16 protein-coding genes are annotated in these 20808 nt (G+C 37.3%); 5 read left to right on the top strand and 11 right to left on the bottom strand.

Annotation, left to right across the window (positions count from 1 at the left end; all coding sequences use genetic code 11):
• Nucleotides 1–66: 66 nt before the first annotated feature.
• Nucleotides 67–1092, bottom strand: coding sequence for an LLM class flavin-dependent oxidoreductase (locus DRF61_RS18915; RefSeq protein WP_111960211.1), 1026 nt, complete (start codon nt 1090–1092; stop codon nt 67–69).
• Nucleotides 1093–1223: 131 nt separating this feature from the next.
• Entirely contained in the window at nt 1224–3365 is a 2142-nt protein-coding gene (locus tag DRF61_RS18910) for a S9 family peptidase (RefSeq protein ID WP_111959968.1), read from the bottom strand.
• Nucleotides 3366–4115: 750 nt separating this feature from the next.
• On the opposite strand from DRF61_RS18910, the gene DRF61_RS18905 reads away from it, so the two are divergent.
• Nucleotides 4116–4628, top strand: coding sequence for a YceI family protein (locus DRF61_RS18905; protein WP_111959966.1), 513 nt, complete (start codon nt 4116–4118; stop codon nt 4626–4628).
• Nucleotides 4629–4735: 107 nt separating this feature from the next.
• Nucleotides 4736–5563 carry a 4,5-DOPA-extradiol-dioxygenase gene (gene ygiD / locus DRF61_RS18900; RefSeq protein ID WP_111959964.1) on the top strand — a complete coding sequence of 276 codons (828 nt, stop codon included), beginning with the start codon at nt 4736–4738 and terminating at the stop codon, nt 5561–5563.
• 166 nt (nt 5564–5729) lie between these two features.
• On the opposite strand, the gene DRF61_RS18895 is transcribed toward ygiD, so the two are convergent.
• The 4 genes from DRF61_RS18895 to hutH all read right to left on the bottom strand — a co-directional run bounded on the left by DRF61_RS18895 (nt 5730) and on the right by hutH (nt 10201).
• Complete coding sequence (locus tag DRF61_RS18895; protein ID WP_111959962.1) at nt 5730–7223, bottom strand: S8 family peptidase; 1494 nt, start codon at nt 7221–7223, stop codon at nt 5730–5732.
• Nucleotides 7224–7340: 117 nt separating this feature from the next.
• Nucleotides 7341–7787, bottom strand: a complete 447-nt coding sequence (locus tag DRF61_RS18890) for a GNAT family N-acetyltransferase (protein WP_111959960.1) — start codon at nt 7785–7787, stop codon at nt 7341–7343.
• Between the two features lie 117 nt (nt 7788–7904).
• Nucleotides 7905–8546 carry a flavin reductase family protein gene (locus tag DRF61_RS18885; RefSeq protein WP_202974507.1) on the bottom strand — a complete coding sequence of 214 codons (642 nt, stop codon included), beginning with the start codon at nt 8544–8546 and terminating at the stop codon, nt 7905–7907.
• 167 nt (nt 8547–8713) lie between these two features.
• Nucleotides 8714–10201 carry a histidine ammonia-lyase gene (hutH, locus tag DRF61_RS18880; protein WP_111960209.1) on the bottom strand — a complete coding sequence of 496 codons (1488 nt, stop codon included), beginning with the start codon at nt 10199–10201 and terminating at the stop codon, nt 8714–8716.
• A gap of 129 nt (nt 10202–10330) precedes the next feature.
• Between hutH and DRF61_RS18875 the strand changes: the two genes are divergently transcribed.
• Both DRF61_RS18875 and uvrC read left to right on the top strand, forming a co-directional pair.
• Nucleotides 10331–11092 carry a hypothetical protein gene (locus DRF61_RS18875; protein WP_111959956.1) on the top strand — a complete coding sequence of 254 codons (762 nt, stop codon included), beginning with the start codon at nt 10331–10333 and terminating at the stop codon, nt 11090–11092.
• Nucleotides 11093–11176: 84 nt separating this feature from the next.
• The gene (uvrC, locus tag DRF61_RS18870) at nt 11177–12970 is read left to right on the top strand and encodes an excinuclease ABC subunit UvrC (RefSeq protein ID WP_111959954.1); all 1794 of its coding nucleotides are present in this window, start codon (nt 11177–11179) and stop codon (nt 12968–12970) included.
• Nucleotides 12971–13031: 61 nt separating this feature from the next.
• On the opposite strand, the gene DRF61_RS18865 is transcribed toward uvrC, so the two are convergent.
• From DRF61_RS18865 to DRF61_RS18855, 3 genes are read right to left on the bottom strand one after another with little or no spacing between them, the layout of a single operon-like run.
• A complete protein-coding gene (locus DRF61_RS18865; protein ID WP_111960207.1) occupies nt 13032–13784 on the bottom strand; it encodes a hypothetical protein in 753 nt (250 codons plus the stop codon).
• A gap of 10 nt (nt 13785–13794) precedes the next feature.
• Entirely contained in the window at nt 13795–14877 is a 1083-nt protein-coding gene (locus tag DRF61_RS18860) for a putative type IX sorting system protein PorV2 (RefSeq protein WP_111959952.1), read from the bottom strand.
• Between the two features lie 14 nt (nt 14878–14891).
• On the bottom strand, nt 14892–15770 hold the full coding sequence (locus DRF61_RS18855; protein ID WP_111959950.1) for a DMT family transporter: 879 nt from the start codon (nt 15768–15770) through the stop codon (nt 14892–14894).
• Between the two features lie 393 nt (nt 15771–16163).
• Between DRF61_RS18855 and DRF61_RS18850 the strand changes: the two genes are divergently transcribed.
• The gene (locus tag DRF61_RS18850) at nt 16164–17792 is read left to right on the top strand and encodes an acyl-CoA carboxylase subunit beta (RefSeq protein ID WP_111959948.1); all 1629 of its coding nucleotides are present in this window, start codon (nt 16164–16166) and stop codon (nt 17790–17792) included.
• An 84-nt stretch (nt 17793–17876) separates the two neighbouring features.
• Here DRF61_RS18850 and DRF61_RS18845 read toward each other — a convergent pair whose 3' ends face one another.
• Nucleotides 17877–19316 (bottom strand): AAA family ATPase, encoded by a 1440-nt coding sequence (locus DRF61_RS18845; protein WP_111959946.1) that lies wholly within the window; start codon nt 19314–19316, stop codon nt 17877–17879.
• A gap of 57 nt (nt 19317–19373) precedes the next feature.
• Nucleotides 19374–20492: a vWA domain-containing protein gene (locus tag DRF61_RS18840; protein ID WP_111959944.1), complete on the bottom strand. Its 1119-nt coding sequence runs from the start codon at nt 20490–20492 to the stop codon at nt 19374–19376.
• Nucleotides 20493–20808: the final 316 nt, after the last annotated feature.

The following is a 20808-nucleotide window of genomic DNA, read 5'->3' as shown; positions in this document are numbered from 1 at the left end:
GCTTTAATGAAAGATGATAAAAAATAACTACGTCCATTAAGAAATTCTCTGCTTAGAATTAATAGTTTATAAATCCTGAATAGCCGGTTTTACTTCGTCCCCGAACAGTTCAATAGATTTCATCATAATATCGTGAGCAGGATCACCAATATCCATATGCCCGATGAATCTTGTAATGCCAAAAATCTCCTTCATGTAGGTGATTTTATCAGCCACTTCTGCAGGACTTCCGATGAACAGGGCGCCTTCTCTAGCTCTTCCGCCGTCATACTGCATTTTCGTATAAGGAGCCCAGCCTCTGGTTGCCCCGATTCTGTCCATCTGAGATTTATAATTATTGAAATATCCGTCCACTACAGCCTGATCATTACTTACAAACGTGTGTGAATGAATTGCGATCTGCATTTTGGATACGTCATGCCCTGCTTTCTGATACTCTTGCTTGTAAAATTCAACCAGATTTTTAAACTGTACCGGCATCCCTCCAATGATGGCTACCACCAATGGCATTCCTAATTTTGCTGCACTTAAAACAGATTGCGGAGTTCCACCTACTGCTCTCCAGATCGATAATTTTCCGTCGTTTTTAGCTCTCGGATAAACAGTCTGGTTTTGCATTGGCGCACGAAGTTTTCCTGACCAGGTTACATTTTCTTCTGAGTTGATCTTTAGCAGCAATTCAAGTTTTTCGTCAAAAAGTTCTTCGTAATCATTCAGTGAATAGCCATACAACGGAAACGATTCGATAAAACTTCCCCTTCCGACAAATATTTCAGCTCTTCCGTCTGAGATCAGGTCCAAAGTTGAAAAGTCTTCATATACTTTCACGGGTTCTGAAGAACTTAACACCGTAACTCCGCTTGCCAGCTTTATATTTTTGGTGATGCTCGCTGCTGCTGCCAATACCATTTCCGGTGACGAAACTGCATAATCCGGACGGTGATGTTCTCCCATTGCAAAAACATCAATGCCTACCTCATCCATTAATTTTACCTGATCCAGTATTTCACGGATCTTCACGCCTGCATCTCTATATTTTCCGGTAGCCTGATCAAAAGCCAGGTCCCCAAACATTCCTATTCCTAATTCCATATTTTTAGATTTTAGATACACAAAATTACGGATGAAAAAGCTCAGAAACATTGATGTTTGTTAAGAACGGATTTGCTATTAAAGAATACTGTTACCAATAAAAAATCCAGCCTAAAGGCTGGATTTCACTATTATTTCTTAAGATACTGATCAAAATAATCTGTCACTTTCTGCATCAGGTGAACCCTGTCTTTCCCGATCACATTATGCGGATGTCCCGGATAAACAAAGTAGTCCAGCTGAACTCCATTGTCTACCGCGGACTTTATAAATTTGATGGAATGCTGCCATACCACCACATCGTCCTGGGCACCGTGGATCATCAGTAATTTTCCTTTTAAATTCTGAACTTTATCCAATAGATTAGCCGTGGCATACCCCTGAGGGTTTTCCTGAGGTGTATCCATATATCTTTCACCATACATGATCTCGTACATTTTCCAGTCGATCACCGGACCTCCGGCAACCCCCACTTTGAAAACATCAGGCTGACGAAGCATGAAACTTGTCGTCATAAATCCGCCAAAGCTCCATCCGTGAATCCCCATTCTCTGGGCATCTACATAAGGAAGAGATTTTAAATAGTTCACTCCTTTCATCTGATCGTTCATTTCTGTTGTTCCCAGGTTTCTGAAAACAGCCTGCTCAAACTTCATTCCACGGTTGGCAGAACCTCTTCCGTCCATGGTGAAAATAATGTACCCGTTTTGGGCCATATATTCGTACCAAAGGTTTCCTGATGCAGGGAATGTATTGGTTACCAGCTGCAAGTGTGGCCCGTTGTACAGATAAACAATTACCGGATATTTTTTAGTGGCATCAAAATCTGTAGGGAGAATAATCTTTCCGTAAAGCGGTGTTCCGTCATCCGCTTTTAATTCCACATTTTTAATTTCAGGCCTCTGATAATTTTTTAATGTATTTTCTGCAGTAAGAATATTGATTGACTTAGCAGTATTGGTATTGATAATATTCACAGACCTTGGTGTGCCTGCATTGCTGTAGGTATCATACAGATAATTCCCGTCACTGCTCAGGATTCCTGTATGTACACCAGATGCATCATCCATTCGCTGCATTTTAAAGTTTGTCCAGTTGATCTTATATAAATGCTTTTCAAGCGGTGTCTCTTTGGTAGATGTAAAGTAGATCTCTTTTTTCTTTTCATTAAAGCCTAGAATGTCAGTTACCAGCCAGTCTCCTTTCGTGATTTGGGCAACGAGACCTTTTTCAAGACTGTAATGGAACAGGTGATTATAACCTGTTCTCTGGCTTTGCCAGATGAAGTCTGTATTGGAGTTCGGGAAGAAAGTAAGCGGATGCTGAGGCTCCACATATTTATCGCTGGTTTCTTCAAATAAGGTTTTTACCAGATTTCCTGTAACAGCATCGTACTGGTTCATCTTTAAATGATTCTGTCCGCGATTCAGAACACCTACAAAAACATATTTTGAATCCGGACTCCACGTAACAGCTGTTAAATACTGATCTTTTTCACCTTCAATTTTTAGAAAAGTAGTTGACTGATTTTTGATATTATAAATTCCCAAAGTGACTTCATGGGACTTCTGCCCTGCCATAGGATACTTGATATTATGATTTACAGCAGGCGTTATCGACCAGTCAATAACAGGATAATCTGCCACCATCGTCTGATCCATTCTGTAAAATGCTACAGCATCAGAATTAGGAGACGGGAAAATTCCTGTATCAATTCCAAACTCATTTCTGTGAACCGCTGCACCTCCATTGATGATATTTTCATCAGAATCATTGGTTACAGCAATTGTTTTACCGTTTTTATTGATATATAAATTATTCTTTATGGTAAAGGCAAAGGTCTGGTTATCTCCGAACATTTTCATATTGGAAGCATTTTCATCAACTGCAGCTGTTGTCTTTATCTTCCAGTCGTTTCCCGATTTTTCGATCCAGAACATTTTATCGTTCGCGTTGAAATAACCGCTTGAACCTCCGATAAATTTGATTTGAGGAACTGCCTTTAGCTTAGCATCCGAAAATGACCTGTTCAGTTGGGTCAAAGAAACTAAAGTATCCTGTTTATTAGTCTTCAGATCAGTAATCAGATAACCGCCTTTTACAGCCTGAATATATGATTTACCATCTGCAGCCCATGAGAACTGGAATATATTTTTTACGGCAAGATTCGTTCTGAGTCCATTTACTGCCTCCGCCATTGTAAATTTTTGGGTCTGCGCGATTGCAGAACTGCCCAAAACCAGCATCAATAAAGAAAATCTATGTAATTTCATTGTATAAAATTGAATCCTTCAAAAATAAGAAATAAAAATCATCCGTTAATAAATGTTAAATAAAACATTCATAAAACAGGATTAATGCATTGATAAAAATAAATTCTTAACTTAATAGTTGGGAAATTAGGTGAATGGTGAATTATCAATAGTGAATTTTATAGGTATAAACAATTGACATTTCACTTGCGAAGCAAATTGACGATTCACATTAAAATTAGGGTGAATGGTGAAGTGTCAATAGTGAATTTTATAGGCATAAACAATTGACATTTCACTTGCGAAGCAAATTGACGATTCACATTAAAATTAGGGTGAATGATGAAGTATCAATAGTGAATTTTATAGGCATGAACAATTGACATTTCACTTGCGAAGCAAATTGACGATTCACATTAAAATTAGGGTGAATGGTCAATAGTGAATTTTATAGGCATGAACAATTGACATTTCACTTGCGAAGCAAATTGACGATTCACATTAAAATTAGGGTGAATGGTCAATAGTGAATTTTATAGGCATGAACAATTGACATTTCACTTGCGAAGCAAATTGACGATTCACATTAAAATTAGGGTGAATGGTCAATAGTGAATTTTATAGCGTAAATAATTGACATTTCACTTGCGAAGCAAATTAACGATTCACATTAAAATTGGAGTTATTTCATTTCTTAACCTAAATCAATGATTTGTATATGATCTCCGCCCTACATTTGCAGTATTAATAACAAACAAAAAATACAATACAATGGCAACAAAATGGAACCTAGACCCAACACATAGTGAAATTACTTTTAAAGTAAAACACATGATGATCTCTAATGTAAAAGGAAGTTTCAGAACTTTCAACGCTGAAATTGAAGCTGAGGATGATAGCTTTGCAAATGCTAAAACGACAGCTACTATCCAGACTGATTCTGTATTTACCAATAATACAGACAGAGATAATCATTTAAAATCCGGAGAATTTTTCAATGCAGAACAATATCCTTCCATCACATTTGAATCTCAGGCTTTAAATGATAAAGTAACAGGAAACCTTACCGTAAATGGTATTACAAAACCTATTACTTTGGATGTAGACTTCGGAGGGATCAATGTTGACCCATGGGGAAATACGAAAGCTGGATTTTCTTTTGAAGGAAAGATCAACAGAAAAGATTTTGGTCTGAACTGGAATGCAGCTCTTGAAGCTGGAGGTGTAATGGTAAGCGACGAAGTAAAAGTTGCCGGAGAATTACAGTTTGTAAAACAGGCATAATAAAAATTGAGTTTTGGGGAGATTCTCCAAAAATATCTATACCAATTAAAACATAAAAGGTTCAGGGATTTCTAAAAGCCTTGGACCTTTTTAATTATATTCTTATCATGAACCTTAACGATCTGCAAAATATCAGCAACAATTTTGGTAACACTCAAAGAATGCCCGTTTTATTTCTCGGGCACGGCTCACCGATGAACGCCATTGAAGAAAACCAGTTTGTACAGGGATTTCGAAAGGCAGCACAGGAGATTCCTAAACCTAATGCTATTCTGTGTATTTCTGCACACTGGTATACGCAGGGCACTTTTGTAACTGCGATGGATATGCCGAGAACGATTCATGACTTCGGTGGTTTCCCGAAAGCATTATTTGATGTACAGTATCCTGCTCCGGGCAGCCCGGAACTGGCGAGAGAAACAGCTGAGCTTTTAGCCCCTGTTTTGGTAGAGGAAGATCACAATTGGGGACTTGACCATGGCGCATGGTCGGTGATCAAACATATGTATCCGGAAGCTGATATTCCCGTGATCCAGCTGAGCATAGATTATACCAAGCCACCACAATATCATTTCGATCTGGCCAAAAGACTGAATAAGCTCCGTGAAAAAGGAATCCTCATTATAGGAAGTGGAAATATCGTCCATAATCTCCGGCTGATTGACTGGAAGAATATCGATAAGGTAGGCGCCGGCTGGGACTGGGCTGTGGAAGCCAGAGAAAAAACAAATAACTGGCTTCTGGATGGGAATTTTCAGAATATCATAGACTATCAGAAGCAGGGAACATTTCTGCAATACGCGGTTCCTACACCGGATCATTATCTTCCGCTGATTTACACCTTAGGCTTAAAAGATCATGCTGAGAATCTATCTTTATTTAATGACGAACTGATTGGCGGATCATTAAGCATGACCAGTGTAAGGATAGGATAAGCCTTACCTCCTGAAGGCAAGATATTGGAGGTTTCAAAAGAAGGGAATATCACCAATCTGTATCAGTTGATCATCAAGTAAGATAATTTTTCAAAGAATTGAAATATAATTCTGCCTGTTGATCAATTAGGAGACTGAGATATTCCCTGGTATTTTTACTTAAAAATTATTGCACAGCTGCCAGGACATTGATATTTCCATAGCCGTAGCTTGAATTCACTGTGGGATAATACGTAGCAGACTGTCTCATTTTATTGAGTACCTGATCTCTTGTCCATGAAGGGTTTTTAGCCCAGACAAGAGCCGCAATTCCAGCCGTGGCAGCTGTTGCTACGGATGAACCGCCTACATAATCTGCCTGATTGTTATAATAGCTTAAAACAGGAACGGTATTTCCGTTGGCTCTTTCCATCTGGAAAGTAAAATCGATCTGGCTTCCGGAATGGCAAACGTCACATTTCTGGTTGGATGTTCCTTCTTTTACTCCGGTTACAGCCTGTGTTTCAGACATGCTTGCCGGAAAAATAACACCCACAAAATTGGTAAAACTGGTAGAGGTTCCTCCTGCACAAAAGATTAGTTTTCCTCTTGAATAAGCGTATTTCACTCCATCTTCAATCTTTCCTACCGAGAAAATATGTCCCATTGACATGGAAATGATCTTTACACTGGTATTATTCGCCAGATCCGTAAATGCTGTTTTTACTCCATTTTGCTCACTGGAAGTTTCCAGCACCACATTGGAAGCTGCACGGTAAGTGATGAGATTGGCATTGTAAGCAACTCCTACAGGAAGTCCTGCATTATTTTTCGGGGCTGCCATCACTGAAGCCATTTTTGTTCCGTGCCCGCACTGATCTGCTGGTCCGTCTGTAGTAGATCCGTTGACATATGATCCAAATTTACTAATTGTTCTTCCAGAAGACGCTCCTGTATTAAAACTGCTTCCCAGCAATGTCTGTTCCGGTGAAACTCCGGTATCAATAAGCCCTATGGTAACTCCTGCTCCTGTACTATAGCTCCACGCATTTGGAATATTATGTTTCGTAAATGCCCATGGCACTTTGGCATTGGGAGCAGTAGTAGTATAATCTGCAGCATTTAAAGCTGTAGATTCAAATCCGCATCCTGATGAGCCACTGGAGGACTTTGCATTAGAATTAAGGCTGTTTTCTATTTCAAAATAATGATAATCCCCCGGCTCCACATACCGGATGTTTTTCATCTTTCTTAATGCTGTGATGGTTTCTTCTTTGTCTATGATAACATCCATCTGATTAAGATACTGATCGGAAGAAATCAGAAATCTAGTCTGCTCAACACCTTCATATTGCTGAATCAGTCCTAAAATTTCGGCTTCCATTGTTTTGTTGTCAGGAGAAAGACTTCTGTCAAAATCATCCTTTGAAGAACCAAATCCGATGGATACAATTCTGTTTCCCCTGAAAATCGCACTCCAAAGCAGATGATCTGAAGCATTTTTCCAGTTAAAAGATCCGGTGTTCTTGATCGTGTTATTAATTTCTGCATTGATCTGCTTTCCCGTCAAAGGATCTTTCTGAACAGCTTCAATGACAGGATTTTCGTTTTGCAGTTCATCTCTGGTACATGAATTCAAAACAAAAACCAATGCCAAGAGGTAAAATACTCTTTTTTTCATAGTTTTAATTTTATGGTTTGGAACCACAATATAACACTTTGACGTGATTTAAAAGCTTAGAAAAAATGAATTTAGTATTACCTGAATATTAATAGTTATCTCTAATTTTTGAAAATTTTACAATATTTTCTCATAGCATACACTATTATCAATCCCGATATACTGTCCATAATTGGGAATTCTCTTATACCCAGATTTTTCATACAATGCAATAGCTTCGGGTTGTTTGATTCCTGTTTCCAGAACGCATCTGTTGTATCTTTCTTCTTTGGCCCAGATTTCCAGCTCATTCAATATTTTCGAAGCAAAACCTTTGCCTCTTCTTTCTGGATCCGTATACATCCTTTTTATTTCTACCGTATCTTCAGAAAAAGGTTTGAAAGCACCACAGCCCACCGCCGTATCATCAGAGTAAACTATTACACAGTTTTTCAACATGTCGATTGAGTTGAACTGGTGATAAAATTCATGATCTTCTCCATCCCGTACTGCAAGATCAGCATCCAGGAGTTTGACTAAATTCTGGAAATCTATATTGGAAGAATCTGTTCTTTTGGTAATCATCTTTTTGTTTTACGAATTAAATAAATATTTAAAGATTATTATTTCTGTTGATTTTTAAACTTTTACAGACACAACAAATTTAATAAATGATTACCTTATTGAAAACTATCTCCACTTTTATTTACTTTCTTGAATAGAATTAAATTCAGCGGTACGATAAAGTTCTTCCGGGATCTGGGCTAATGTAGACTCATGAAGCTTCATACCAAGTCCATAAAATTGTTGAAAGCTCATGATAAGCGGGCGCCATTTGTCCGGGTCAACCCGGTTAGGAAGGCCGTCCATCAGTATGGATTCTTCCATATGCACCCTTACTATTTTCAGTTCAGCATAGATAATATTTCCGCGCTGGATCTCATTATCCTCTGCCAATAGATTTATTTTAATAAGACGGGCTTCCATTTGTACCGGACATTCTAATATCCTGGGGGAATTAACCAATGTAGATTCAACAGGCGTCATTCCGGCAATTTCAAATTTTCGGGATTCGTGACGGTATCCTTTACTTTTCTTTCCTTGAGGAACAGGATTAGAACCCGTTGTCAGAGCAAGCTTATTAACCATTCCCACCTGATCTTCTGAAGGAAGATTAATGACACACTCACCGGTTCTCAACAAATTTTCACAGGTTTTAGATACTGCAGAGATACCAATTACGCAACGCCAGCCTAACCAGAAAATGGATGAAATAGGAGCAGCATTGAAACTGCTGTTCTCATTTACTGTTGAAATAAGTATTACCGGGGTACCAAAGTACAAAATAGAGGGTGTACATATTTTATGAATAGTGTTATTTTACAGGCAAAGGTATTTCGTTGACTTAATACAAAAAATCTGTTTCCTGCTGTATTTTAAAAGCGGTTTATGCACTTTATTGAACAAAAAAAAGCTTCCATTTCTGGAAGCCTTATATTTCTTAATTGAAATTAATCTACTTTAAATTCTCTGTTATTGATCAGCTCTGCAATCGCCAGCATATCTTTTCCTATCAATCTGTCGTCTTCCAGTTTCTTAACTTTAGAACGGATCACCGCATAGTTTTCTTCAATAATTTTCGAACATTTGGCAGGTCTTCTGAATTCTAATCCCTGCGCGGCAAACATTAATTCCACAGCTAAAATATTGACCAGGTTTCCTAGCACCTGATTGAATTTTCTACCGGAAATACTTCCCATAGAAACGTGGTCTTCCTGTCCTAAGCTTGTCGGAATAGAATCTGCTGATGCCGGGAAGCATAATGTTTTATTTTCTGTAACCAAAGCTGCTGAAGTATACTGAGGGATCATAAATCCTGAATTCAGTCCAGAGCTTTCTGTCAGCAATCTTGGCAGTCCATATTTTCCTTCTAATAATAAATAGCTTCTTCTATCTGAAATATTTCCTAATTCGGCAGCAGCCAACGTAGCATAATCTAAAGGAAGAGCCATCAGCTGTCCGTGGAAGTTTCCTCCGGAAATAGATTCTTCAGCACTTAGGACGATCGGGTTATCCGTTACAGAATTCAGCTCTGTTTCAGCCATCAGTTTAAGGTGTTCAAAAGCATTTCTGCTGGCTCCGTGCACCTGTGGCACACATCTCATGGAATAAGGATCCTGAACTCTTTCACAGTCCTCATGAGCTTTCATGTTTTCAGAACCTTTTAAAAACTTAACCATTCTGGCTGCTACTTTCTTGCTTCCCTCGAAAGGTCTGATGTCATGAAGTTCTTTTTTGAATGGGCTTTCAGAGCCTCTATACGCCTCAATACTCATTGCGGCAGTCATATCTGCTAAGTTTAATAAGTATTCGAATTTTTCTAACCCTTTAATAGCGTGGGCCAGAATAAACTGAGTTCCGTTGATCAGTCCTAAGCCTTCTTTCGGACCTAAAGCTAGTGGCTCAAGACCATGTCTGTCTAAAACTTCCATCGTTTCGAAAATCTGATCTCCTTCCCAAACCTGTCCCAATCCAAGTAATGGTAACACAAGATGGGCAAGAGGAGCTAAATCTCCTGAAGCCCCTACGGAACCCTGCTCAGGTACTACGGGAATGATATCTTTTTCAAGCATCAGGATCAGTCTTTCAATCACTTCCAGAGAAACCCCTGAAAACCCTTTGGACAATGCATGTACTTTAGCAATGATCATGATTTTGGAAAATTCCTTGTCAATGGGCTTTCCAACCCCTACTGCGTGAGAAATGATAAGGTTATATTGCAGCTGAGCCGTTTCGTCAGCTGATATCTTAGTATCACAAAGAGGTCCAAAACCTGTATTGATCCCATACACACATCTATCGGATTCTACTATTTTCTGAACATTTTTCTGGGATTTTAGGATCTGTTCTTTAGCTACTTTATTAAGTTTAGCTTTATTTGGCTTTTTACAGATTTCCAAGACATCATGGAAAGTAAAAACATCTACACCGTATATCATTTCTAAAAATTTCCTTAAAATTACACATTTAACCATAATTGGAAAAGCTAAATTTTACCGTCTCATATTTTTCTGATTATTGGTAGATTATTTTGCTATTTTTACTGCCGAAATTAAAAACAATAATACATGAAACTGAAAACTCTACTCCTTGCTGTATGTGTAGCAAGCACAACTGCTTTCGCCCAGAAAGTAAAATATTCTAAAGAAGAAAGAAAAGAAATGAATCGTTACCTGTTTAACGAAGGTTTCAATACTGCATCTGATAAAAAAGTTTCTACTATCATTTTAAAAGACAATACTGAATACCAGGGTTACAGTAAATCATGGGAAAAACAGAGAGGACAGATTCTTTCCATTACAATTGAAGATGTTGATACGAGAAAGCCCATGAAATTTGCAGCGGCAGATATTGCTGAAATGTATTTGTATGCGACAGAGATGGAAAAATCTATGAAAGCAGGTAAGTTTATTTCAAACATGAGAAATTACAGCACTAAAAAATACAATAAATCTGTAACCAATGATGCAATCCCATATGAAAACCAGATTGTTTCTTTAAAAAACAAGAAAGAGCCCAAAGCTTTTTTAATGCAGGTTATCAATCCTGAGTTTAATGAACTTATTACAGTTTATCATGATCCGTTTGCTTCAGAAACCATATCTACAGGTTTTGGTGGTGCTCCTGCATTTGGCGGCGGTGTCATAAAATCTTATTATATAAAAAAGGGTGACAAAGTGATGTGGCTTCATAAAGATGATTTTGAAGACCACTATGATTTCCTGTTTGGAGACAATGCCGAGTTTATGAAAAAATATCCTAAAAACTCTGTAGAATGGGATTATCTAAGCTTTTTGATCTATCAATATACTGAAATGAACCACGGATAAAATACTTTGAATAATAAAATAGGCCTGTAGAGTCATCTGCAGGTTTTCTTTTTTAAATAGGGAAAGTTTCCTTAATTTTGTTATATGAATCCTTCTTTAGAATTACAGCTCAAAACTTTACCATCAGAACCAGGCGTTTATCGTTATTATGATAAAAACGACCAATTACTGTATGTAGGAAAGGCCAAAAATTTAAAGAAAAGGGTTCTTTCCTACTTCAACAAGAATCTCCCGGGCTACCGCATCAAAATCATGGTGGGAAAGATTGTAAGGCTTGAAACAACAATTGTCAACAGTGAATATGATGCCCTTTTACTTGAAAACAACCTGATCAAGGAACACCGTCCTTTTTATAATGTATTATTGAAGGATGATAAAACGTATCCGTGGATCTGTATTAAAAATGAAAGTTTCCCAAGGATATTCCTCACAAGAAATGTAATCAAAGATGGCTCTGAATATTATGGGCCTTATGCTAAGGTGCGTCCTGCAAAGATTTTACTGGATACCATCAAACATATTTACAAGCTAAGAACCTGTAATCTTAATCTTTCACCTGCTAAAATTGCAGAAGGAAAATACAAAGTCTGCCTGGAATATCATATTAAAAACTGTGAGGGACCTTGCGAAGATCTGGAAAGCAAAGAGGATTATGATGAAAAAATCGATGCCATCCGCGGAATTATCAAAGGGGATTTCCGGAAAGCAAAAGAGTATCTGGTAAATCAGATGATGAAAATGGCTTCCAATCTTAAGTTTGAAGAAGCACAGATCATTAAGGAAAGACTGGATATTCTGGAAGATTATCAGGCCAAAAATACGGTCGTGAATCCAAATATTGACGATGTGGATGTTTTTGGAATGACCAGCGATGAAGCTGCTGCTTATGTGAATTTTTTCAAGATCAGAAACGGAAATATCATTCAGAGTTTTACCACGGAGATCAAAAAGATCCTTGAGGAAACGGATGAAGATATCATGGAAGAAGCTTTGATCGAAATCCGCCAGAAGTTTAGCTCGGATTCTAAAGAAGTATTGTTACCATTCCATCTTTCTGTAGAAATCCCGAATGTAAAATTGATCGTTCCAAAAGTAGGTGATAAAAAAAGGATTGTAGAACTTTCGGAGAAAAATGCGAAAGAATACCGTTTAGAAAAATTAAAGCAGGTCCAGATTATAGATCCGGAAAGGCATACAAACAGAATCATGTCCGAAATGCAGAAGCTGCTTCGAATGCCAGTGGAGCCACGACATATTGAAGGTTTTGATAACTCGAATATCCAGGGAACGAACCCTGTTTCTGCATGTGTTGTTTTTAAAGACGGAAAACCAAGTAAGGCTGACTACAGAATTTTCCATCCGAAAACAGTAGAAGGAGCCAATGACTTTGCCACGATGGAAGAAGTTATCTACCGCCGCTATAAAAGAATGCTGGATGAAGGGGAAAACCTGCCGCAACTGATTCTTATAGATGGAGGAAAAGGACAACTTTCCTCCGCTGTAAAAAGTTTAAAATTATTAGGTCTTTACGGCAAAATCACGATTGTAGGTATTGCAAAAAGGCTCGAGGAGATTTTCTTTCCTGAAGATTCTATTCCTTTATATCTGGATAAAAAATCGGAAACATTAAAGATTCTGCAGCGGGTAAGAGACGAAGCGCACCGTTTCGGGGTAAAGCATCACAGGACGAGAAGAAAAAATTCTACCATCAAATCTGAGCTGGAAGAGATTCCGGGCGTAGGAGAAAAAACAATTGAGCTTTTACTTTCCAAACTGAAATCTGTTAAAAGAATCAGGGAATCGAGTTTGGAAACTTTGGAAGAGATTCTGGGGAAAAGTAAAGCGAAGGTTATTTGGGAGTTTTTCAACAGCCATTAGGAAATAAAAAATCCTTAATTCTAATTGAATTAAGGATCATTATTATGTTATTTATAATCTGTTATTTTGCTGAAAATACTTCCTTAGAAAATTCTCCGTTCGTTTGCGGTATATCAATCACTATATTTCCGTTTTCATAATATCCGATAGTATAAGTTCCATCCGAAAGTTTTACTCTAAACACATCTCTTTTTGAAGTAGTTTTAAAAACAGCAAATGGCACAGAACTTCCTCCGTCTGCCAGGATAAACTGATTGGTATCTACCTGGATTTTCTGAAGGTTTACCTTACCGTTAGTATATTTCCCGGATTTATTTTCTGTAACAGGTGCAGATGAACTCTCTTCACTTTTTGTCACAACATTTTCTTTTGGGCTTTCCTTTATAACCTGAAGAGTTGCCACAGGATTTGAAGCTGGAAGTGAAACCAGAGACAGCTTAAGAGCATCCTGATAGCCTTCTTTATATTCTTTAATGTTCGAACTTCCTTTTGATGAAAATAATACCTTTCCATTACAATCCTTGAACTCAAGCTCTACTTTATTTCTTAGAAAACTGCTTTTATTAAGTATGTTGCCTGTAGCAAAGCTGCAAGAGCTTTTCTCTATTTCCGAAGGCCACTGGCTTTTACCTTCCTGGACAACCGTATATCCTTTTGATTTTAAAGCCTTTGCTAAAGAATCATCAAGACCATAGGATTCTGTCTCGAAATCTTTAAAGGTCTGAGGAATAGAAATATATTTATAGTCAGAAACTTTCTGCCCGAAAACAGCAGTTACTGCCAGCATAAATGTAAGTATTGAAGTTTTTTTCATTGTTTTAAATTTAATCATTTCTGAATGCTCCCATATCTAATTTAAGCGAGAAAAAATTAGAATAGAAATTAGATCCTCCGATCCCTGAATTGGTGATTGCATAATCCAGTGTAAGTCCTCTATATCTTATTCCAAGACCGGCACTCGGCTGGAAAGAAACTTTTCTTTTCAGGTCTTCAATATCGGTAATGGATTGGAACCTGTTTATCCCAAGTCTTACAAAGATCATTTTCTGATACCCAAGTTCTGCCCCTGCATAAGGTGTTATACTTGCAAAATCTGTAGATATCAAAGCTGCTGTTTTAGCAAAATCGACATTGATTCCAGCTTCCGGCAATACATACACGCTGCTGTTGATATTGAATATTTTACTTGCCCCAACATTCAGCTTAGGCATGGTAAGCTCCATTTTATCTTTAGGTGCCGGATTGAACTCTTCACCGTTTACTACAGTTGAAAGTTCTCCCTGATTGATGCTCCAGAAGTTTACCGTAGTGGTTGCATCACGCAGCATTCCTCCGAATTTCCATCCGTTGTCAGCCTTATAAATAGCCCCAATATCAAAACCAAAACCATAACCGCTTGCAAATTTACCTACATTCCTGTAAACAATTTTAGCATTTACTCCCACATCCAGTTTAGGATTGCCTGCCGGATTGAAAGCATAAGAAAGAATAGCCGCGTAATCAGACTGTGAAAATTTGGTGATTTTATCATAGTCGATATTACCTTCGGCATCGATCATTTGAGTTGTGTTCAGGATATTGTCTACTCCCAATCGTACTATTGACACTCCAAATACTCCTTCTTCAAGGACTTTTGCGTACGCCAGATAGTCATACTTCGCAATAGATTCAAAATATTCTGCGTGCATTGCTGCTCCCTGCCAGTCTTTCTCAATGGCCATTAAACCGGCCGGGTTCCACATCGGTGAATATACATCATCCTGGTTGGAAATTACAGCCCCACCCATGGCAAGCCCTCTTGCCCCGGCTCCGATATTCAAAAATTCATTGGAGTATTTTCTTATAATCTGAGACTGGGACAGCCCAAACAGTAGTGAAAATGCAAGTAAAAAGTATTTTTTCATCATATAAAATTTGATGCTTAGTTAAAGTTTTTTTGTTTTCTGGCTTTTATTAATCCATTTACAATGATAGCCAATATCATAACGCCTGATGCTGCATAAAATATAGGACTCATTTCTTCTGATTCTCCAAAGATAAAAAAAGCTAGTATAATTCCGTAGACAGGTTCTAAATTAACTGTTAAAATTAGAGTAAAAGGCGAAATATACTTCATAAGCTTCACCGATTCCAGCATTGGAAAAGCTGTAAAAACACTTGCCAATAAGCATATTAACGCCAGATCTCTGTAGTTTATTTCATTCATCTGAAAAATCTGTCCTGTAAACATATAAAATACAGCCAGAACAAACCATCCACAAAAAATTTCATAGAATATAATATTTCCTGAACTTGTTTTTCCAAACATTTTACCGTTAAAAACAGAGAAAATGGTACCGAATACTGCACAGAGAATCCCATAGATGATACCTTCTTTAAAATGAAACTCGGTTTTAAAAATTAATAATATGCAGGCAACTATTACTACGCCCATTACAACTTCTGATATATCAATCTTTCTTTTAAAAATAACTGGCTCCAATATGGAAGCAAATAAGGTAGAAAGTGACAGGCAGCTTAATGCTATAGAAACATTGGATACTTTAATGGAATAAAAAAAACAATACCAGTGAAGTGCCATAGCACAACCTATTCCGGCAAGCTGAAAAAATATTTTTCTGGATACCTTAATACTTTCCTTTTTATAAACCCTGATAAAGACAAATAAAAACACAGCTGCAAACAGCATTCTGTAAAATACAAGGATCTGCGCATTAGCATGAATCAGTTTTCCTAAAATTGCAGTGAACCCCCATAAAAAAACAATTAAATGCAGCCTGAAAAGTGCTAATTTTTGCATATTCTAAATTGTGTAAATTTTTAACAGGCAAATTTACAAATAGCTTTTAGAAATACTGATAAAAAGATAAATTAAGTCAAAGAAAATTCAGAAAATGTAAAATTGAATTCATCTGCACATAATATGGCATAAAAAACCCTGAAAATTTGTTCAACGTTCAGGGCCTTCAAATAATAAACTATTAAAAAAATAAACTAGGAACTTAGAGTAATTAACAAGGAATATCATTCCTTTTACTCTGTAGTAAAGTTAGAAAAAATATCAGTAATTTAAAAATATTTTTTTGTTAAAAATTTCACAATTTTCTGAGAACCAATATATTAAACACCTGTTTTACTTCAAACGCCATTCATTATAAAAATAGTATCTTTAGCCGTAAAAAATTAAAATTTTATGGACCTTGAATTTAATAAACGGGAAGATCAAAATAGATTAAAATTATCTGATATCAATCAATTGCTCGCTGAAATAAAAAAGGGAGGCGGTGAAAAGAGGCTTCAAAAGCTTCGCGATGAGGGAAAAATGACAGCAAGAGAAAGAATTGAATATCTTCTCGACAAAGGTTCAGATTCCATAGAAATTGGTGCATTTGCCGGCTACGAAATGTATGAGGAACATGGCGGATGCCCTGGTGGTGGAGTTGTAGTCGTAATGGGATATGTCTCCGGCAAACAATGTCTTGTTGTTGCTAATGATGCTTCTGTAAAAGCCGGTGCCTGGTTTCCTATTACCGGAAAAAAGAATCTAAGAGCACAGGAAATTGCGATGGAAAATAAGCTTCCTATCATTTATCTTGTAGATTCAGCAGGTGTGTACCTTCCTATGCAGGATGAGATTTTTCCTGATAAAGAACATTTCGGAAGAATTTTCAGAAACAATGCTAAAATGAGCGCTATGGGAATTATCCAGATCTCGGCTGTTATGGGCAGTTGTGTGGCTGGAGGTGCCTATCTTCCTATTATGAGTGATGAAGCGATGATTGTTGATAAAACAGGCTCTATATTCCTTGCCGGAAGTTATCTGGTAAAAGCTGCTATCGGGGAAAGCATTGATAATGAAACCCTTGGTGGAGCGACTACACACTGTTCAATTTCAGGCGTTACAGATTATAAAGCTAAAGATGATAAAGATGCCTTAGACAGGATTAAAACTATCATGAAATCTATTGGAACTTATGAAAAAGCAGGATTTGATAGAATAGAAAGTTTCCCGCCAAAGGAAAATCCTGATAATATTTTTGGAATTGTTCCCGTTTCAAGAACAGAGCAGTATGATACATACGAAATAATTAAATGTTTGGTTGACAATTCAGAATATGATGAGTATAAGCCGGACTATGGAAAAAGCATCATTTGTGCCACAGCCAGGATTGATGGTTGGTCTGTAGGAATTGTAGCCAACCAGAGAAAGCTTGTAAAAAGCGGTAAGGGTGAAATGCAGTTCGGTGGTGTTATTTATTCGGATTCTGCCGATAAATCAACGAGGTTTATTGCCAACTGTAACCAGAGAAAGATTCCTTTAGTTTTTCTTCAGGATGTGACAGGATTCATGGTGGGTTCAAAGTCTGAACATGGAGGTATTATTAAAGATGGTGCTAAAATGGTCAATGCCGTTTCGAATTCTGTAGTTCCTAAGTTCACGATTATCACAGGAAACTCATACGGAGCCGGAAATTATGCAATGTGTGGTAAAGCCTATGATCCTAGATTAATAGTAGCTTGGCCTTGGGCAGATCTCGCTGTAATGGGTGGTTCGCAGGCCGCAAAAGTTTTAGTTCAAATCCAGGAATCTACTTTAAAGAAGCAAGGTAAAGAAATTACCGAAGAAGAGCATAATGAGATTTTAAATACTATTACAAAAAGATATCAAAAGCAGACAGAAGCTACCTATGCTGCAGCAAGACTTTGGACAGATGCAATCATCAATCCTACAGATACAAGAAAATGGATTTCTATGGGTATTGAAGCTGCCAATCATTCCCCTATTACAGAGAAATTCAACCTGGGAGTTATCCAGGTTTGATCATATTGATTTTCCTAAAAATAAAAAAGATGTGGAATTGATTTTCCACATCTTTTGTTTTTATCCTGTTGAAATTTTTGAATTCTAAGAAAAGAACACTCCCGTTCTGAATCTCTCTTTATTCAGTTTTTTATTAACTGCCAGCCCCCAAAGAATAAATTCTTTTAAGAATAAAATATCTTCTGGTAACGTATCTGGTTGATATTTTTCAATGATCTGGTCAAGAGGAGCAATTCTGTTAAGAGATTTTGCATAAACTTCATCTGAAGATTCATCAGTAATTTCCAAAGAGCCGTCGTCTTCCAAAAACCAATCCGTAATCTGACTAAACGGTCCATCAATACTCTTTTTTTCCAGCTTTTCCACTTTTGGAAAATAAAATGTAAATAAAGTTCTGATCGCATTATCAATTAATAGCTGGGCAACTGCTTCCGCACCTTCCTGTTCGCCTTCATATACCAACTCCACTTTCCCTGTAATCGCAGGAATTACACCTACAAAATCACTTAATCTTACAGACGTTGTTTCATCACCCGTTAATAAAGATCTGCGTTCTGCAGTACTCAATAGATTTTCAAAAGCAGTGATACTCATACGGGCGCTCACTCCGCTTTTTGAATCTACAAATTCGCTGTCACGAGCTTCAAAACCAATCTGCTCCAAAAGATCTTTCGCCAAAGAAGGAACATATACTCCATTTTTCTGACGACCATCTAAGCTGGATTCATACCTGGTAATTTCCCTTGCAATATTGATGTTTTCAGGATAATGTGTCAAAATCTGTGATCCGATACGGTCTTTCAGCGGAGTCACAATGCTTCCTCTGTTGGTATAATCTTCAGGATTCGCTGTGAAAACAAACTGAATATCCAAAGGCATTCTCACCTTAAATCCACGAATCTGTACGTCTCCTTCCTGTAAAATATTAAACAAGGAAACCTGTATCCTCGCCTGAAGATCCGGCAATTCATTGATGACAAAAATACAACGGTTCGCACGAGGAATCATTCCAAAATGAATCACACGGTCGTCTGCATAAGAAAGTTTCAGATTGGCAGCTTTAATAGGATCAACATCACCGATCAGGTCGGCAACAGTCACGTCCGGAGTTGCCAATTTTTCGAAAAATCTTTCATCGCGGTGAAGCCATCCTATCGGAGTATTATCGCCTTCTGCTTCAATTAACTCTTTTGCAAAGCGAGAAATTGGGTTGAATGGATCGTCATTTATTTCACTTCCTGCAACGAAAGGGATCCATTCGTCCAACAATGAAGTCATCATTCTTGCCAGCCTGGTTTTTGCCTGACCTCTTAATCCTAATAAATTAATATTATGCCGGCTTAGGATGGCATGCTCCAATTGAGGAATAACCGTATTTTCATATCCGAAAATTCCTTCAAATACAGATTCTTTATTGCGAATTTTACTTTTTAAATTATCTCTTAATTCGTCTTTGATATTTTTTGATAGGTATCCTGATGCTCTTAATGAGCCTAGTGTTTTTATAGTTGGCTTTTCAGTCATTTTATTTAAAATCTGATTTATTAACTTCTTGAAATATATCTTTATGAATAATGAATTTTAGCGGATTCTTTTCTTACGGTTAGTTTCATAATCTTCAAAAATCATGTGCCCTAATCCATTAAGCCCTGTATAAAAAGCTTTCCCTTGATTGGCTTCTGTAAATTCACTCACAAATTGCTGTAAATAGGGATCCTGCGCAATCATAAAAGTAGTAATCGGAATATGTAGTCTTCTAGCCTGAGACGCCATATTATAACATTTCTGAACAACATATTCATCTAGACCATAAGAATTCATGTAGTATGTACCATCCGGCTGACGAACGCAACTTGGTTTCCCGTCGGTAATCATGAAAATCTGTTTATTGGTATTTCTTTTTCTGCGTAAAATGTCCATCGCCAGTTGAAGTCCGGCAACCGTATTTGTATGGTAAGGCCCAACCTGCAAATAAGGCAACTCCTGAATTTTAACAGGCCATGCATCGTCTCCAAAAACGATAATATCCAAAGTATCTTTCGGATAACGTGTTGTAATAAGTTCTGCAAGCGCCATAGCCACTTTTTTGGCTGGAGTGATACGGTCTTCCCCATATAAAATCATACTGTGGCTGATGTCGATCATCAAAACCGTACTCATCTGAGATTGGTGAATACTGTCTTCAACAATTAAATCATCTTCAGTAAGATGAAAATCTCCGATTCCGTTATTGATCTGGGCATTCTTAAGACTTTCGGTAATAGAAATTTTCTCTACCGGATCTCCAAAGTTATAACTACGAAATTCCCCTGTTGTATCTTCCCCCGTTCCGCTTTTATTGGTTTTATGATTTCCATTGCCACTTTTTCCAAGGTTCCCGAATATTTGATTAAGCGCTTGTTTACGAATATTTTGTTCCATTTTTGCGCTCAGGCGAATTCCATTTCCACCATTAGGATCAACTTCTTCACGGATATATCCTTTCTTTTTAAGATCTTCAATAAAATCGTCAATAGTGTATTCCGGAGTAGTAAGTTGGTATTCTTCATCCAACATTCGAAGCCAGTCAATCGCTTCATCAAAATCTCCCGAGGTATGGGTCAACAAATCTGTAAAAATTTCCAGCAGCCGATCAAATACAGATAATTCTGGTGCCTTGTAAGTTTCAAATCTGAACCCTCTCACGATATGCTCTTTCATGAAATAAAGTTACAACATAAATAAAAGGCCTTTAAGAGATTTAATCTATTTTAATCTTTATGAATAAAAATAATCTTGATTAATATTTAGAATAAATGGGGATAAATAAGGTAAACCACAGATTATACAAATTTCTACAGAGGTTGTAGATAGAATTTATTACTTATTTAAAGATAATTGATATTTTTTGGTGGATAGGTATAAAGGTATAAAAACAAAAAAAAGTCTCATACAAACTGTGTTGTATGAGACTTTTAATAAAAACTGGCGGCGGCCTACTCTCCCGCTTTCGCAGTACCATCGGCGCTGGTGGGCT

Origin of the sequence: Chryseobacterium lathyri (genome assembly GCF_003290185.1) — a bacterium.
Lineage (GTDB): Bacteria > Bacteroidota > Bacteroidia > Flavobacteriales > Weeksellaceae > Chryseobacterium > Chryseobacterium lathyri.
The sequence above is the reverse complement of the archived record's forward strand: the minus strand, read 5'-3'. Positions and strand labels throughout refer to the sequence as shown.

Excerpts from the sequence above, each read along its gene's own strand:
- DRF61_RS18860 (WP_111959952.1), bottom strand. The coding sequence starts at position 14,877 with ATGATGAAAAAATACTTTTTACTTGCATTTTCACTACTGTTTGGGCTG.
- DRF61_RS18865 (WP_111960207.1), bottom strand. The coding sequence starts at position 13,784 with ATGAAAAAAACTTCAATACTTACATTTATGCTGGCAGTAACTGCTGTT.
- DRF61_RS18850 (WP_111959948.1), top strand. The coding sequence starts at position 16,164 with ATGGACCTTGAATTTAATAAACGGGAAGATCAAAATAGATTAAAATTA.
- DRF61_RS18890 (WP_111959960.1), bottom strand. The coding sequence starts at position 7,787 with ATGATTACCAAAAGAACAGATTCTTCCAATATAGATTTCCAGAATTTA.
- DRF61_RS18875 (WP_111959956.1), top strand. The coding sequence starts at position 10,331 with ATGAAACTGAAAACTCTACTCCTTGCTGTATGTGTAGCAAGCACAACT.
- DRF61_RS18840 (WP_111959944.1), bottom strand. The coding sequence starts at position 20,492 with ATGAAAGAGCATATCGTGAGAGGGTTCAGATTTGAAACTTACAAGGCA.
- ygiD (WP_111959964.1), top strand. The coding sequence starts at position 4,736 with ATGAACCTTAACGATCTGCAAAATATCAGCAACAATTTTGGTAACACT.
- hutH (WP_111960209.1), bottom strand. The coding sequence starts at position 10,201 with ATGATATACGGTGTAGATGTTTTTACTTTCCATGATGTCTTGGAAATC.
- DRF61_RS18905 (WP_111959966.1), top strand. The coding sequence starts at position 4,116 with ATGGCAACAAAATGGAACCTAGACCCAACACATAGTGAAATTACTTTT.
- DRF61_RS18895 (WP_111959962.1), bottom strand. The coding sequence starts at position 7,223 with ATGAAAAAAAGAGTATTTTACCTCTTGGCATTGGTTTTTGTTTTGAAT.
- uvrC (WP_111959954.1), top strand. The coding sequence starts at position 11,177 with ATGAATCCTTCTTTAGAATTACAGCTCAAAACTTTACCATCAGAACCA.
- DRF61_RS18910 (WP_111959968.1), bottom strand. The coding sequence starts at position 3,365 with ATGAAATTACATAGATTTTCTTTATTGATGCTGGTTTTGGGCAGTTCT.
- DRF61_RS18915 (WP_111960211.1), bottom strand. The coding sequence starts at position 1,092 with ATGGAATTAGGAATAGGAATGTTTGGGGACCTGGCTTTTGATCAGGCT.
- DRF61_RS18855 (WP_111959950.1), bottom strand. The coding sequence starts at position 15,770 with ATGCAAAAATTAGCACTTTTCAGGCTGCATTTAATTGTTTTTTTATGG.
- DRF61_RS18845 (WP_111959946.1), bottom strand. The coding sequence starts at position 19,316 with ATGACTGAAAAGCCAACTATAAAAACACTAGGCTCATTAAGAGCATCA.